12 protein-coding genes are annotated in these 14,334 nt (G+C 69.7%); 2 read left to right on the top strand and 10 right to left on the bottom strand.

Annotated elements, in window-relative coordinates; all coding sequences use genetic code 11:
* Window positions 1–6: 6 nt before the first annotated feature.
* The 7 genes from HUW53_RS10735 to ypfJ all read right to left on the bottom strand — a co-directional run bounded on the left by HUW53_RS10735 (window position 7) and on the right by ypfJ (window position 7,414).
* Window positions 7–780 carry an SDR family oxidoreductase gene (locus HUW53_RS10735; protein WP_237345754.1) on the bottom strand — a complete coding sequence of 258 codons (774 nt, stop codon included), beginning with the start codon at window positions 778–780 and terminating at the stop codon, window positions 7–9.
* A gap of 154 nt (window positions 781–934) precedes the next feature.
* Window positions 935–2,218, bottom strand: coding sequence for a beta-ketoacyl-ACP synthase (locus HUW53_RS10730; RefSeq protein ID WP_237345753.1), 1,284 nt, complete (start codon window positions 2,216–2,218; stop codon window positions 935–937).
* A gap of 283 nt (window positions 2,219–2,501) precedes the next feature.
* Complete coding sequence (locus tag HUW53_RS10725) at window positions 2,502–3,689, bottom strand: beta-ketoacyl-ACP synthase (RefSeq protein WP_237345752.1); 1,188 nt, start codon at window positions 3,687–3,689, stop codon at window positions 2,502–2,504.
* Complete coding sequence (locus HUW53_RS10720) at window positions 3,682–4,155, bottom strand: 3-hydroxyacyl-ACP dehydratase FabZ family protein (protein WP_237345751.1); 474 nt, start codon at window positions 4,153–4,155, stop codon at window positions 3,682–3,684. Before HUW53_RS10720 ends, HUW53_RS10725 begins: the two co-directional genes overlap by 8 nt.
* Before the next feature lie 15 nt (window positions 4,156–4,170).
* Complete coding sequence (locus HUW53_RS10715; protein WP_237345750.1) at window positions 4,171–4,452, bottom strand: acyl carrier protein; 282 nt, start codon at window positions 4,450–4,452, stop codon at window positions 4,171–4,173.
* Window positions 4,453–4,756: 304 nt separating this feature from the next.
* Window positions 4,757–6,382, bottom strand: coding sequence for an acyl-CoA dehydrogenase family protein (locus HUW53_RS10710; RefSeq protein WP_237345749.1), 1,626 nt, complete (start codon window positions 6,380–6,382; stop codon window positions 4,757–4,759).
* Between the two features lie 126 nt (window positions 6,383–6,508).
* Window positions 6,509–7,414, bottom strand: coding sequence for a KPN_02809 family neutral zinc metallopeptidase (gene ypfJ / locus HUW53_RS10705; RefSeq protein ID WP_237345748.1), 906 nt, complete (start codon window positions 7,412–7,414; stop codon window positions 6,509–6,511).
* Window positions 7,415–7,782: 368 nt separating this feature from the next.
* On the opposite strand from ypfJ, the gene HUW53_RS10700 reads away from it, so the two are divergent.
* Together HUW53_RS10700 and HUW53_RS10695 are read left to right on the top strand one after the other, a co-directional pair.
* On the top strand, window positions 7,783–8,376 hold the full coding sequence (locus HUW53_RS10700; RefSeq protein ID WP_370877834.1) for a ribonuclease HII: 594 nt from the start codon (window positions 7,783–7,785) through the stop codon (window positions 8,374–8,376).
* An 87-nt stretch (window positions 8,377–8,463) separates the two neighbouring features.
* Window positions 8,464–9,228 (top strand): aldolase/citrate lyase family protein, encoded by a 765-nt coding sequence (locus tag HUW53_RS10695; RefSeq protein WP_237345746.1) that lies wholly within the window; start codon window positions 8,464–8,466, stop codon window positions 9,226–9,228.
* Window positions 9,229–9,245: 17 nt separating this feature from the next.
* Here HUW53_RS10695 and HUW53_RS10690 read toward each other — a convergent pair whose 3' ends face one another.
* The 3 genes from HUW53_RS10690 to HUW53_RS10680 form a co-directional block, all read right to left on the bottom strand.
* Window positions 9,246–10,844, bottom strand: a complete 1,599-nt coding sequence (locus tag HUW53_RS10690; protein ID WP_237345745.1) for an AMP-binding protein — start codon at window positions 10,842–10,844, stop codon at window positions 9,246–9,248.
* 120 nt (window positions 10,845–10,964) lie between these two features.
* Complete coding sequence (locus HUW53_RS10685) at window positions 10,965–11,510, bottom strand: CAP domain-containing protein (RefSeq protein WP_307500524.1); 546 nt, start codon at window positions 11,508–11,510, stop codon at window positions 10,965–10,967.
* Between the two features lie 130 nt (window positions 11,511–11,640).
* A complete protein-coding gene (locus tag HUW53_RS10680) occupies window positions 11,641–14,262 on the bottom strand; it encodes a DUF3772 domain-containing protein (protein WP_237345744.1) in 2,622 nt (873 codons plus the stop codon).
* Window positions 14,263–14,334: the final 72 nt, after the last annotated feature.

Genomic DNA, 14,334 nt, shown 5'->3' with positions numbered 1-14,334 from the left:
TTCAGGTCAGCGGTGGGCGGGCAGGGATGCGGTCAACCCGCCATCCACCGGCAGGACCGCGCCGGTCATATAGCCCGCGCCAGGGGAGAAGAGGAAGGCCACCACCTGCGCCACGTCATCGGGCGTCGCGAACCGGCCGGCGGGAATCTGCGCCTCCATCTTCGCGCGATAGTCCGCGTACTTCTCCAGCATGGCGGTATCGATGAAGCCGGGCGCGACATAATTCACCGTCACCCCGCGCCGGGCGGTCTCGATGGCGAGCCCACGCACATGGGCCAGCAGCGCGGCCTTGGAGGCGGCATAGGCGATGTTGCCGGGATTGGCCTGGAGCGCGGCCACCGAGCCGATGGCGACGATCCGCCCCTCCCGCGCCCGCGTCATCGGCCGCACCAAGGCCCGCGACAGGCGCGCGAAGGCGAAATGGTTCACCTGCATGACCGCTTCCGCCTTGTCCTGGTCCATCATCGCGGCGAGCGTGTCGTAGGAGGCCCCCGCATTGTGGCAGAAGCCATACCAAGTCTGGCCGGCCTCCAGCGCCTGGGCGAGGGTGTCCACCGCCGCGCGGTCCGAGAGGTCGAGGGCGTAGGCGGATAGCTGCGCCTCCGGGTGCGCGGCGCGGATCTCGGCCATCAGGGCTTCCGCTTCCGCCACCGCCGAGCGGTAGGTGAAAGTCACGGGATGGCCCGCCTCCACCAGCCGGCGCACGATGGCGGCTCCGAGCCCCCGGCCGCCGCCGGTGACGAGGATGGGCTTGGACGAAGCATGGGGCGAAGCCGTCATGGCGCGGGATCCTGCGCAGGGTGCAAATGGAAGCGGAAGTGGAGGCAGAGGTCATAGCCATCCGCCGGCCGGGGATCCACGGCCCGCCCGGTGCGTACCGTCGCAGGCCGACGCCGTGGCACGATCCCGATCGGATCGAGGCCGCGCCGCCGGCTCAGGCCGGCTCGCCGGCCAGCACCAGACACACGTTCTGGCCGCCGAACCCGAACGAATTGGAGATCACGCGCCGCACCGTCGCGTCGCGAGCCACATTGGGCACCACGTCCAGGGGAATGGCGGGGTCCGGGATATTGTAGTTGATGGTGGGCGGAATGCGGCCATTGGCGATGGTGAGCAGCGACACCGCCGCCTCGATCGCCCCAGCCGCCGTCAGGGTGTGGCCGATCATGGATTTGTTGGAGGAGATGGGGGTCCTGGCCAGCTTCTCCTCGCCGAACACGCCCTTCATCCCCACATATTCCATGCGGTCGTTCTCGGGGGTCGAGGTGCCGTGGGCGTTGATGTAGTCCACGTCGTCCGGCGTGATGCCCGCGTCGGCGAAGGCGTTGCGCATGCAGCCGATGATGGGGCGGCCATCCGGATTGGAGCGGGTGCGGTGGAAATTGTCCGCCATCTCGCCGCAGCCTTCCAGCACGCCCAGGATCTTGGCGCCGCGCGCCACCGCGTGGGCATAGCTTTCCAGCACCAAGGCCGCAGCGCCCTCGGCCATCACAAAGCCGTCGCGATTCTTGGCGAACGGGCGGGCGGCCTCTGCCGGCTTGTCATTGGCTGTGGTCAGGGCCGACAGCAGCGAGAAGCGGATGAGCGCTTCCGGATGCACCGAGCCGTCCGTGCCGAGCGAGAGCGCCACTTCGGTGTCGCCGCGGCGGATGGCCTCGACGCCGAGCTGGATGGCGGTGGCGCCGGAAGCGCAGGCGGTGGAGAGCGAGATGGGCTGCCCTCGCGTGCCAAAACGGTCGGCGAGCCGGTCGGCCACCGAGCCGAACAGGAAGCGCTCGTGCCAGGGGCGGAACTTGCCCGAATCGGCCGCCGCCAGCAGGTCATGATAGACGATGGGGTAATGACCCACCGCATCGGCGATCTGCCGACGCTCCGGCCATTCCAGCTCCACCGGCGGCACGGCCGCGAACAGGGGGCCGGGGAAATCGCCGGGCGTGCCGATGGAAGCCTCCGCGATGGCCTCCTCCGCCGCCAGGGTGGCGAGCTTCTCCGACAGGTCGGGCGCGGGAACGCGGCCCTCGAACAGGAAGTCCACCGTGCCGGCGATGGTGGTGCGCATGCCCGCGATGGGGAAGCGGGTGATGGTGTGGATGCCCGATTCGCCCGCCGTCAGGCGCCGCCAGTTGTCGTCCTTGCCCTGGCCGAGCGAGGTGACGATGCCGATGCCGGTGACGACGACGATGGGTCGTCCGAACTTGTCCAAATGCGCCTGCGTCATGTCGCGGCTCCCCCAATTCGAGGTGCGCCCGCCCCGAGGCGCCCGTGGATGGCGTGTTCGGCCCGGCGCGACCCGCATATCCGGCACGCGGCCGGCGGCCGATGTCGCCGGAAAATACGCCGAAGCCGCGCACAAGGTAAATGCACGGCCAATGAAGCTTCGCCCGCCGTGGAGCCGCATCTCCACCGGGGCGTTGAAACGCGAAAGCGCCCGGTGGGCGAGCGAAGGGCCTCGACCGGACCGGGCGTGTTTGGCGTGATGGCCCGGCCGGGGCCGGGCGTGCTCAGATCTTTTCCACCACGCCGGCGCCCTCGCCGCGCCAGTGGCCCACCGAGGTGACCACCACGCGAGAGACCCCCGCGCCCGCCGTCTCCAGCGGATCACCCGCCAGGGCCGGATAAAGCGCCCCCTTCGACACGCACAGCGCGCCGAGGGCGAGCCCGGCGATGAACTGGGCCTCGAAGCCGTGGCCCAGGCGGTTCGACACCGCGCGCACCGGTCGTCCGGTGGCGGCGAGGGCCTCCGCCTCGGGGGTCGTGGCATCCCGTGCGCCGGTGGCGCAGGAGATGATGGCGTTCGCCCCGTCGGCGCCGACGGTCGCGAGCAGCGCGCGCACCTTGTCGCCCAGCGCCCCTTCCACCTGGCGCCGCGCCCGTTCCGACCAGACGCCGGACAGCTTGGCGATGGGGGTCGCGCCGCGTGCCTTGGCGTGCTCGGGCGATTCGAGCACCAGGAAGGCGCCCATGGAGCCGGCGGCGATGCCGGGCTCGGGCTTGGAGAAGACCGGGCGGAATTCGCCCTTCAGGCAGAAATCGTCCAGGTCATTGAGGAGCAGCGTGTCTTCGCGCTCGGCATTGTAGGCGCCGCCCACGAGGCCGATCTCGCTCTGGTTCGAGGCGATGCGGGCATGGGCGATGCGCACCGCCTCCACCCCCGCGCTTTCCTCGCCCATGAAGGTGCGGGACGAGCCCGTGACCCCGTGCACGATGGAGATGTTGCCGGCCAGCAGGTTGGAGAGCTGCGCCAGCGACAGCGTGGGCCGCAGGTCCGACAGCAGGCGCTCGTTGAGCATGCGGCCGGGATCGTTGGAGGTGGACAGATCGTTGAGGATCGCGGCATCCACGGCGAAATCGCGTTCGCCGCCGCCGGCCGCCACGATCATGTCGGTCTTGGACAGGATTTCGGTGTTCTTGGCGATGCCAGCCGCTTCGAGCGCGAGGCCGGCCGCATAGGTGCCGATGCGCTGCCAGGGCTCCATCTGCCGCTGATCGCCCTTCTTGGGGATCTGCGAATCGAAGCTCACCTTGACCAGGGGATGCACCACGTAGGGCGCGAAGGTCGTCGCGTCGGTGATGGGAGCCTGACCGTTGGTCAGAGCTTCCCAATGGGCCTCAAGGCCCTCACCCAGGGAGGACACGAGGCCGATGCCCGTGATCCAGACCTCACGCCGTGCGGCGCGTGTATCAGGCATCGACAAATTCCGTCAGGGGAAAGGACACGTGCTCGGCCACCTTCATAACTACCGCCTTCATCTTGCCTTCCGGCCACGGCAGCACGCGGAAGGTGAGTTCGGCGGAGCAGATCAGCTTGCCGTCGATCGAACCCTGGGTGCGGGCCACGACAAATCCGGAACCCTCATGCAGGATCTCGGAATACAAATCGAGATTCTGGCCTGGAACCACGAAGGTGCGCAGCTTGCCCTCCTTCACGGTGGCGAGGAAGGGCATCTTCTCGAAGCGGTTGCGCGCCAGGATGAGCCATCCGGTGGATTGCGCCATCGCCTCGATGAGGAGCACGCCGGGCATGATGGGATGGCCCGGGAAATGCCCCTCGAAGATGGAGCTCTCCTGCGGCACCAGACCCTGGCAGTGGATTTTATTGAGCGAGGGGTCGATGGAGACGACCCGGTCGATCATCTTGAAGACTTCAGGACGCATCAGCTCCGTCCGGTCTCACGCGGCTTTGGCAGCGACCAACTCGTCGATGCGCGCGCACAGATTCTTGAGCACGAAATACTGCTCGGTCGTGGCCTTGCCGTCGTTCACTTCCTGGGTCCACTGCTCGAGCGGCAGCTTGATGCCGAACGCCTTGTCGATGGCGAAGGCGATATCGAGGAAGTCGAGGCTGTCGATCCCCAGATCGTCGATGGAGTGGCTGTCCGGCGTGATGGTGTCCCGCGGGATATCGCACGTTTCCGCGATGATGTTGGCCACCGTGTCGAACGTGGAAGACATGGACTGACGCCTCTCGTGTGCTGGCCGTTCCCCGCCGCACCCGCCGGGTGCGGGCGGCGTGCCGCAGACGGCCACGGCCGAAGTGCGGCCGGACGGCCTTAGGATAGTTGACGGCCCCTATAGCGAACGCGGGCGGAGGTTTCAATGGTCCCGCCCCGCAGGAGCCCGGGGACATGCCCATCGGACCCTACGTCACCTGATCCCAGCCGCATCGGGATGTCATCGCACGCCGCCACGGCGGCGGCAAGGGCATCTCCGCACGAGCCGGATGGGGGACGGCGCGCGGTGGGCATCCGCGCACACGTCAGGCGGCAAGGGCCCGCGAAATCAGCAGGTCCCGCACGTTGTAGACGTCGTTGGTGCCGTAGAGGCCGCGGGGCTGGGCGAGACGGGTGGCGGCGAAGGCTTCGGCAATGGCCGGCGGCGCGGTCCTGGCAAGTGCTGCTGTCGCCGCGAGGGTGGCGAGGGCCTGCGCCGCGCGCCGCGCATGGGTCTCGGGCCGGGTGTCTGCGCCGATGAGTCGGCTGAGCTCGTCGGCGGCCGCCACGACACCGGGCAGGCCGGCTGCGTCGGCCTTCAGATCGGCGATGAGGGTGTGCACCGCGTCGGGCTCATGGCCTGCGCCGCGCAGCAGGTCGAGGGCGACCACGTTGCCCGAGCCCTCCCAGATGGCGTTGACCGGCGCTTCCCGGTAGAGGCGCGGCATGATGCCCTCTTCCACATAGCCGTTGCCACCCAGGGCCTCCATGGCCTCGAAGATGAAGGCGGGGGCGGCCTTGCATAAGGCGAACTTGACCGCCGGGGTGAGCAGTCGGGCGTGCGCGGCCTCCTTGCCGAGGGGGCCGGCCTCCTCGAAGCGTGACGCAAGGCGCAGGGCGAGCGCGGTGGAGGCCTCCACCTCCAGCGCCAGATCGGCCAGCACCAGGGCCATGGCCGGTTGGTCCACGAGCCTCTTCTGGAAGGCCCGGCGGTGGCGGGTGTGGTGCAGCGCCAGGGTGAGGGCCATGCGCATCAGGCCGGCGGAGGAGACCGCGCAGTCGAGCCGCGTCAACTGGACCATCTGCAGGATGGTGCGCACGCCGCGCCCTTCCTCGCCCACGCGCCAGGCGAAGGCGCTTTCGAACTCCACCTCGGACGAGGCGTTGGAGCGGTTGCCGAGCTTGGGCTTCAGCCGGATCAGTTTCAGCCCGTTCAGCGTCCCCTCCGGCCGGAACCGCGGCATCAGGAAACAGGTGAGCCCGGCCGGCGCCTGGGCCAGCACCAGGAAGGCATCGCTCATGGGCGCGGAGAAGAACCATTTATGGCCGGCGATCTCGTATTCATCCGCTTGGATGCGGACGGCGCGGGTGGCATTGGCGCGCACGTCGCTGCCGCCCTGCTTCTCGGTCATGCCCATGCCGATGGTGACGCCGGCCTTTTCCCAGAACGGCAGGAAGCGCCCGTCGTACTGGCGCGAGCGGATGCGCGGCAGGAAGGTGCGCAGCAATTGGGGGTTCGCCGCCAGCGCCGCGGGCGCGGCGTGGGTCATGGTCAAGGGGCACACATGGCCCGCCTCGACCTGGGCGACGAGGTAGAGAAGCGCCGCGCGGCGACCGTGCTGGGGGCGATGCGTCACGTCCCATCCGGAGCAGTGGAGCCCGCCAGCGGCGCTCGCCGCCATCAGCGTGTGATAGGCGGGATGGAACTCCACCATGTCGCAGCGCCGGCCCTGCGGGTCGTGGCTGTGCAGCACCGGCGGGTTCTCATTGGCCAGGCGCCCCAACGCCAACCGGTCGATGCTGCCCCATTCGGCGCCGCTTGCGCAGACCGCCTCGGCATGGCCGGCCGCCGCATGGCTTTCCATCAGCGCCGTGTCGAGGGTGGCGAGGTTCACGTCGCCGAATGGCGGAGGTTGATTATACACCTCATCGGCGATCCGCGGCTGGTCCATGGCGTTTTCCCTGGCGCGTTCCTCGGCGCGCGGCTTCTTCAACCAGAGCGCGGAGGCAGCATGGGCGGGGCCGTATCCAGGTGCAATGGTTATTATTGTATTCTTCTAATTGTATCCGGGCGCGTCTCAGATCGGCCCCTGGAGCGTATTGCACTGCTGCATGGAGCCGCTCTTGAGCCCCCGTGTGAACCAGCCCACGCGCTGGCGCGAGGTGCCGTGGGTGAAGCTGTCGGGCACCGCATAGCCCTGGGACCGCTTCTGCAGGGTGTCGTCGCCGATGGAACTGGCGGCGTTGAGCGCCTCCTGCACGTCGCCTTCCTCCAGGATCCGGTAGCGGGCGTTGGCATGGTAAGCCCACACCCCGGCGAGGCAGTCGGCCATCAGCTCCACCCGGACCGACAGGGCGTTGGCCTCCGCCCGCGAGCTGGCCCGCGCCTGGGCCTGCTGCACCTTCGGCAGGATGCCGATGAGGTTCTGCACATGGTGGCCCACCTCATGGGCGATCACATAGGCGGCCGCGAAATCCCCGGGCGCGTTGAAGCGCTGCTTCATCTCCTGGAAGAAGGTGAGGTCAAGATACACCTTCTGGTCGAGCGGACAATAGAACGGCCCCATGGCCGATTGCGCCCCGCCGCAGGCGGAGCGGGTGGCGCCGGAGAACAGCACCAGCTTGGGGTCCTGATAGGTCTTGCCGTCGGTGCGGAAAATGTCGGTCCACACGTCCTCGGTCTGGGCCAGCACGGCGGCGGCGAAGCGGCCGAGCTGGTCCCTCGGCGCGCCCTGGCTGGCGCTCTGCGGCCCGCCCTGCCGCTGCGGGGCATATTGCTGCTGCGGGCCGCCGCCGGTGCCGTTGATGGCTTCGAGCCCGCCGATGAGCACCGCCGGGTTGATGCCCAGGGCCCAGCCGATCAGGCCGACGATGATGAGGGTGCCGATCCCGAGCCCGCCGCGTCCGCCAGGCATCTGGAAGCCGCCGCCGGCGCCGCGCCGGTCCTCCACATTGTCGCTGGAACGATAGTCCTCCCAACGCATCGGCCTGCCTCCTGCGCCTTGTTCCGGATCGCCCCCGGGTGCGGGCGCTGTCATCCGCCGCTCCCGGGCGTGGACGGGCATCCGCGTCGCATCGACCATTCGGCGTCTCGCCTGATGGTGTGTCGCTGCGGGGGAGCCGCTCTCCTGCCGGGCGTCTCGTCGCCATCTGTGTTACACCGCGCGCCGCGCGCCCACCACCCTGCGGCGCGGCGGCGCGGCGGCGCGGCGGCGTGGCGCGGACGCTGGGCGCGGAGGAGACAGGCATGGCCAGGGGGCGGCAGACCGCCGGATCGGCGGACGTAAATGGGCTGCGGGCCGCTGCAGCAGACGGCTTCGGGGCCCTCGATTTCAGCCGCGAGCGGGCGCTCATGGCGCGCGGCATCCTCCCGGTGGCCGGCGCGGACGAGGTGGGGCGCGGCCCGCTGGCCGGGCCGGTGGTGGCCGCCGCGGTGGTGCTCGATCCGGCCCATGTGCCCGCCGGCCTCAATGATTCGAAGAAGCTCACGGCCAAGCGGCGCGAGGCGCTCTATGCCGAGATCTGCGCCACCGCCGAGGTGGCGGTGAGCCTCGCCCCGCCCGCGCGCATCGATCGCGACAACATCCGCCAGGCGACCTTGTGGGCGCTGGCTCAGGCGGTGGCGGGCCTGCCCCGGCCGCCCGCCATGCTGCTGGTGGACGGCAACGACCCGCCCGAGGCGGCGTGCGCGGTGGAGGCCATCGTCGGCGGCGATGGTCTGGTCGCCTCCATCGCCGCCGCCTCCATCGTCGCCAAGGTGGTGCGCGACCGGCTGATGGTGCAGCTCGGCGCCGCCTTCCCGGTCTATGGCTTCGAGCGGCACATGGGCTATGGCACGGCGCTCCATGCGGCCGCCCTGCGCGCCCACGGCCCGTGCCGGCACCACCGGCAATCGTTCGCCCCGGTGCGCGCGCAGCAGATGAAGCTGTTCGGATCGCGGGACTGACCGGCCTGCGCCGCCGGAGCGATGGTGTTATGAGGAGACGGCGCGGAGCCGGCCGCGCCGGACCCGTGAACCCGGATGGAGACGCCCATGCGCCGTCCCGAAAACCCCTTCAAGCGCGCGCTGCATGCGGGGCGCCAGCAGATCGGCCTGTGGTGCTCCATTCCGAGCGCCCTGACCGCCGAGGCGGTAGCAGCCTCCGGCTTCGACTGGCTGTTGATCGACGGTGAGCATGCGCCCAGCGACGTGCCCGACATGATGGCCCAGCTCCAGGCCATGGCGCGCGGCACCGCCCATCCGGTGGTACGGGTGCCGTGGAACGATCCCGTCATCATCAAGCGCGTGCTCGACGTGGGCGCCGACACCATCCTCGTGCCCATGGTGCAGAGCGCCGAGGAAGCACGGGCGGCGGTGGCGGCCACGCGCTACCCGCCCCATGGCATCCGCGGTTTTGCCAGCAATGTGCGGGCCACCGCCTTTGGCCGCATGAGCGACTATTTCACCCGGCACGAGGAGGAAATGTGCGTGCTGGTGCAGGTGGAGACGGTGGAGGCCTTGGAGAAGGTGGAAGAAATCGCCGCCGTGGACGGGGTGGACGGGGTCTTCATCGGCCCCGGCGACCTGTCCGCCTCCATGGGCCTGCTGAACCAGACCCGACATCCCGACGTGGTGGCGGCGGTGGAGGACGGCATGCGCCGCATCCTTGCCGCCGGCAACCGGCCCGGCATCCTCGCCAACGACCCCGTGCTCGCGCGCCGCTACATGGCGGCGGGGGCGGTGTTCACGGCGGTGGGCATCGACGTGATGCTGCTGGTGCGCGCGGCCGATGACCTTGCCCGGCAGTTCCGGGAATAGGCGCGGGGCGGCCCCGTTCAGCCTCTCAGGGCGCGGCGGATGACCTTGCCGGTGGTGGTGAGGGGCAGCTCGTCCGCGAACACGATCTCGCGCGGATATTCATAGGCCGCGAGCCGGGTGCGTACGAAATCCTGGATGTCGGCGACGAGGGCGTCCGAGGGGCTGTGGCCCGGCGCCAGCACCAGCACCGCCTTGACGATCTCGGTGCGCAGCGGATCGGGCTTGCCCACCGCCGCCGCCAGCGCCACCGCCGGATGCCGCAGCAGCACGTCCTCGATCTCCGCCGGGCCGATGCGGTAGCCGGCGGAGGTGATGATGTCGTCGTCGCGGCCCAGGAAGTGGAAATAACCGTCCGCGTCCCGGCGGGCGAGGTCGCCGGTGAGGAACCAGCCGTCGCGCACTTTTTCCGCCGTGGCCTCCGGCCGGTTCCAATAGGACAGGAACATCACCGGATCGCCGGTGCGCACGGCGATTTGCCCCATCTCGCCGATCGCGGCGGGGGTGCCGGCCTCGGTCAGCACGCAGACCTCGTGGCCGGGGATGGCCCTGCCGGTGGCGCCCGCGCGCGACACTCCGAGCGCCGCATTGGAGCCGATCACATAATTGCACTCGGTCTGCCCGTAGAACTCGTTCACCTGTACCCCCAGCGCCTCCCGGCTCCAGGCGAAGGTTTCCGCCCCCAGCGCCTCGCCGGCCGAGCCCACCGTGCGCAGATCGAAGCCGTGGCGTGCTTTGGGGGTGGGCACGGCGCGCATCATCTTGAGCGCGGTGGGGGGAATGAAGGCGTTGCGCACCCCGGCCCGCGCCATGAGGGCGAAGGCGGCCTCCGGATCGAACCTGCCACGCGGCTGCACCACCACCGGCACCCCGAGCGCCAGCGCGGGCAATACCGTATTGAGCAGGCCCCCGGCCCAGGCCCAGTCGGACGGAGTCCACATGCGGTCCCCGGCGTGGGGCAGGAAATCGTGGGTGAAGCGCACGCCGCTGACATGGGGCTTCAGCACCCGGTGGCCGTGCAGGGCGCCCTTGGGCTGGCCGGTGGTGCCCGAGGTGTAGATCATCAGTGCCGGCGTGTCGGGACCGGTGGCAAGGCCGGTGGGGCGGTCGGCGCCCCGGGCAACGAGGTCGGTGAAGGCGAAGGCGCGGTCGCGCGCGCCGTCCACGTTCACCACCAGGTCGAGGGCTTCCGGGCGGTGCGCCACCTTGGCGAGGCCGGCGTCGTCGGTGATGAGGGCCCGCGCGCCGGAATCCTCCAACCGGTAGGCGATCGCCTCCACCCCGAACGCCCCCGCGAGCGGCACCGCGACGGCGCCGAGCTTGTAGACGGCGAAATGGCTGGCCAGCACTTCCACCGACTGGGGCAGCAGGATGGCCACCCGGTCACCCGCCGTCACCCCCTTGGCGGCCAGCGCATGGGCAAGCCGGTTGGAGAGCGCGGACAGCGCCCCATAGGAAAAGGGCGCAAAACCGTCGCCGACGGGCAGGAAGAGGGCGGGGCGGCCCGGTTCCCGTGCCGCCCATTGGTCGCAGGCGTGGGCGGCCATGTTGTAGCTGCCGGGCAGCGCCCAGCGAAAGGCGCGGATCAGTTCGTCGTAATCGTGAATATCCGGCAGCATCCGTCGCAATCCATGCCTTGCCCGTCGAAACGGGCGGGCACGCTAGCGGCTTGCCGGCACAAGGTCCACGATTGGTTTGCCGCGACGCAAAATGCCCTGCCGCGTTGCCGCAACGGCGCTTTAATCGGGCTGGGCGAGCACCAGGGCCCAATAGACCTTGTATTTGGAATTGGGGGCATTGGCCGTGGCGATGCCCATGCGGGTCACGCCCGGCGTCAGCATGTTCTTGTTGTGCGGGGGAGAATCGCGCCAGCCGGAGAAGGCTTCCGCAAGCGTGTGGTAGCCCGCCCCCACATTCTCGACCGCCTGCTTGGCGTCATAGCCCGACGCCTTCATGCGCTGCACGAAGGAGCGTCCACCCACCTCGTGGGAGAGCGTGTCGGCGCGCGCCATGGCGTTGGCCTGGCCCTGGGCGACCTGGCTGAGCACCGGGTCGATGGTCACCGGAGAGAGGCCGCGGGCGGTGCGGTAATCGGAGATCATGGAGGCGGCGGCTTCCGCATCCACCGGTTTCCCGGTCTTGGCGAGGTTGGTGTAGAAGGCCGGCTGCTCGGTGATGGTATCGGTGGTGCCGCAACCCGCGAGCATCAAGGCGACGGCGAGGCCGATTCCGGCGCGGCGGCAGCTCCCGCGAAACGGCGACGGAGCGGAGTTGAGGGCGCGCATGGCGGCTCCTGGTGACACGGCGAATGGCAGCACGGACGCGACGCCCCATGTCGCGGGGCGCCGGACCGGCCCGGGTGCTTGTGCGCTCGGGCCGGTATAGGGGGCGTTAATCCCCTTGGGAGAGCCGGCCTCAGGCGCCGTCGGGCAGGGCGCCGCCGGCGGATGGCTGCTGCGGTACCAGGGCGGTCGGCGCGCGGCCCAGGGAGGCCCAGGGCTGGGACACCAGCCCGATCTCGGCCGCGCGGAACTTCGCCAGGATCTGGAAGTGCAGGTCGCTCTTCACCGTCAGCGAATAATCCACATTCGCCACCACGCACCGGAGCTCGAACACCATGCCGGAGTCCAGGAACTTGGTGAGGAACACCCGCGGCGGCGGCGACTGCAGCACCTGGGGATGGGTGCAGGCACAGGACACCAGGATATCGCGCACCTGCTCCGCGTCCGCGTCATAGGCGACGTTGAGCGTGATGATGATGCGCCCGGTGGTGTTGGCGTGGGTCCAGTTCTTCACCATGCCGGTGATGAGGTCGGTGTTCGGCACGATCACCGAGGCCCGGTCGAAGGTCTCGATCTCGGTGGAGCGCACCGAGATCCGCCGCACATAGCCTTCCTCGCCCTTCACATTGATGGTGTCGCCCACCCGGATCGGCCGCTCCGCCAGGAGGATCAGTCCCGACACGAAGTTGGACACGATGGCCTGGAGGCCGAAGCCGATACCGACCGAGAGCGCGCCGGCCACCAGGGCGATGTTCTCCAGATTGAGCCCCAGCTCGCTCATGGACCCCATGATGGCGATGATGACGCCCACATAGCCCACGATGGTGGAGATGGACGATTGCAGCGACGGCTCCAGTCCCGTGCGCGGCAGCAGGGAGGCGGAGATCCAGCCTTGCAGGCCGCGCGCGATGACGATGCCCACCAGAAGATAGATCGCCGCGTAGAGCACGCTCGACAGTGAGATGGTGATGCTGCCCACATGGATGCCGAAGGACAGCCGCTCCATCGTATCCATGAGATCGGTGGACGAGGCGCCCCAGCTTCCCACGATGAGGAAGGCGGCGACCATGAACAGCAGCAGCTTCAGCAGCCCGGCGACGATGACGCCGATCAACTCCAGGTTGGCGGGCTTGAGGCCGAGCGTCTTGGAGAGGTGCCGCGCGCGGGGCGTGTCGGCGGCGAGCCCGGTGCTGAAGAATGCGTCGATCAGGCCGTAGAGCACGTAGAGGATGCCCAGGATGGCGCTCGCCACCACCACGCGGCTCGCCACGAAGGCGGCAAAGCTCACATAGCCGGTGACGAGGGCGCCGATGACCAGCGCCACCACCAGCCACACCAGGAACCGCACCCAGAGGCGTCCCTCGATGGGATGAGCCTGGGCGCGGCCCGTCTCCGCAGCTTGGGGGGCGTTCTGGGCGGCAGCCTCCTCGTCTTCCTCGGAGCTCGCGAGATGGAGCAGGAAGCGGGCGATGAAGGCGGCGATCAGCAGCGCCATGATGGCGCTCGTCACGACGGTGAGGCCCACCGGCACGAACAGCACCCGGTGCAGCGCATTGAGCACGGCCGCCACCACCAGGGCCCACACCGCCCAGGAGAAATAGCGGAAGGTGATCACGGCGGCGCGGTCGGAGATGGGCGGCATGCGCCGCCAGGGTTCGCCGGGGGCCAGCATGGCCCGCGCCGCGCCGGTGCCGATGGCCTTGATGATGATCGCGATGGCGATGCCGTGAACAAGATCGTCCGCCCGTGGCGGGATGATCTCGAACGCATCGATGATGCTGACGCACAGGACGGTGGCGACAGGCGCCACGGTGGCTTCGAGCACCAATACCTTGAGCGCTTCGCGGGCGGAGCGCAGCCGGGTGAAGGTTTCCCCACCGGGTGGCCGTGGGGTGCGCAGGCGCGCGCGCAGCCAGCGCCCCACGAACACCACCAGCGCAACCACCAGGAAGGTGCCTACCAGGATGCCGGTGAGGGCCAGCGGCTCATGGCGGCGGGCGGCATAGGTGCTCCAGTCGCTGATGAGCAGCTGGGTGGAATGCACCTCGGAGCCGGTGGCGGCGATGGCGGCCGCCCACAGGCCGGGGTCCAGGATGGAATCGCTGCGCTCGAAGAGCTGGCTCGTGAACAGGGCGCGCCGCCGCGCGCTGATGCGGTCGGTGGCCTGGGCGCCGCGGTCGGCGAGGGTGCGGATGGGCCCCAGCACGGCATCGAGGTCGCCGGTGGTCTTCTGCAGCCGATCGCGGTCGGCGGTCACGCCAGGATCTTCGGGCGGCGCGCCCTCGCCCGGCTTGGGTGGGATGGACTTCAGCCGCACCCGCGCGTCGGCGAGGCGGGGGCCGATATCGTCCGCCAGTTGCTGAAGATCGCGCCGGATGGGGTCGAGGCGCCCGCGCAGGTCGTCGAGATCGCTGGCGCGCAGGCCCTCCACCGACAATCCCGCCTCCAGGGCGTCGAGGGCCGCGCGATTGGCTTCGATCTTCTCGCGCGCGGCGGTGACCAGCGGGTCGGGCGGCAATGCCTTTGGCGGTGGGGGCGGCGCGGCCGGCGCTGCGGCTTCCGCCGCTTTGCCGGCCTCGGGCTGCGCGTCCGGCTTCTGGCCTTCCGGCTTTTTCGCCTCGGTGCCCGTGGCAGTGGGCTGCACGGCAGTCTGGGCGGCGGCGGGCGAGGGCTGCCCCCCGGCGTCGAAGTCCATTCCGAGCATGCCCGCCCACAGCACAAGGGCGGCGACCAGCAGCTTTTTCGGCAAACGCATTCCTCACCTCCGGCAGCGCGTTCCTGTCGCGAGAACGCGGCAGACTCAAGGCGGCGGCCGGCGCCACGCCGC

Origin of the sequence: Xanthobacter agilis (genome assembly GCF_021730435.1) — a bacterium.
Taxonomy (GTDB): domain Bacteria; phylum Pseudomonadota; class Alphaproteobacteria; order Rhizobiales; family Xanthobacteraceae; genus Xanthobacter; species Xanthobacter agilis.
The sequence above is the reverse complement of the archived record's forward strand: the minus strand, read 5'-3'. Positions and strand labels throughout refer to the sequence as shown.

Bases quoted from the DNA above. Each gene is read 5' to 3' on its own strand.
- HUW53_RS10715 (WP_237345750.1), bottom strand. From the start codon at position 4,452: ATGTCTTCCACGTTCGACACGGTGGCCAACATCATCGCGGAAACGTGC.
- HUW53_RS10730 (WP_237345753.1), bottom strand. From the start codon at position 2,218: ATGACGCAGGCGCATTTGGACAAGTTCGGACGACCCATCGTCGTCGTC.
- HUW53_RS10685 (WP_307500524.1), bottom strand. From the start codon at position 11,510: ATGCGCGCCCTCAACTCCGCTCCGTCGCCGTTTCGCGGGAGCTGCCGC.
- HUW53_RS10720 (WP_237345751.1), bottom strand. From the start codon at position 4,155: ATGCGTCCTGAAGTCTTCAAGATGATCGACCGGGTCGTCTCCATCGAC.
- HUW53_RS10710 (WP_237345749.1), bottom strand. From the start codon at position 6,382: ATGGACCAGCCGCGGATCGCCGATGAGGTGTATAATCAACCTCCGCCA.
- HUW53_RS10735 (WP_237345754.1), bottom strand. From the start codon at position 780: ATGACGGCTTCGCCCCATGCTTCGTCCAAGCCCATCCTCGTCACCGGC.
- HUW53_RS10680 (WP_237345744.1), bottom strand. From the start codon at position 14,262: ATGCGTTTGCCGAAAAAGCTGCTGGTCGCCGCCCTTGTGCTGTGGGCG.
- HUW53_RS10690 (WP_237345745.1), bottom strand. From the start codon at position 10,844: ATGCTGCCGGATATTCACGATTACGACGAACTGATCCGCGCCTTTCGC.
- HUW53_RS10725 (WP_237345752.1), bottom strand. From the start codon at position 3,689: ATGCCTGATACACGCGCCGCACGGCGTGAGGTCTGGATCACGGGCATC.
- ypfJ (WP_237345748.1), bottom strand. From the start codon at position 7,414: ATGCGTTGGGAGGACTATCGTTCCAGCGACAATGTGGAGGACCGGCGC.
- HUW53_RS10695 (WP_237345746.1), top strand. From the start codon at position 8,464: ATGCGCCGTCCCGAAAACCCCTTCAAGCGCGCGCTGCATGCGGGGCGC.
- HUW53_RS10700 (WP_370877834.1), top strand. From the start codon at position 7,783: ATGGCGCGCGGCATCCTCCCGGTGGCCGGCGCGGACGAGGTGGGGCGC.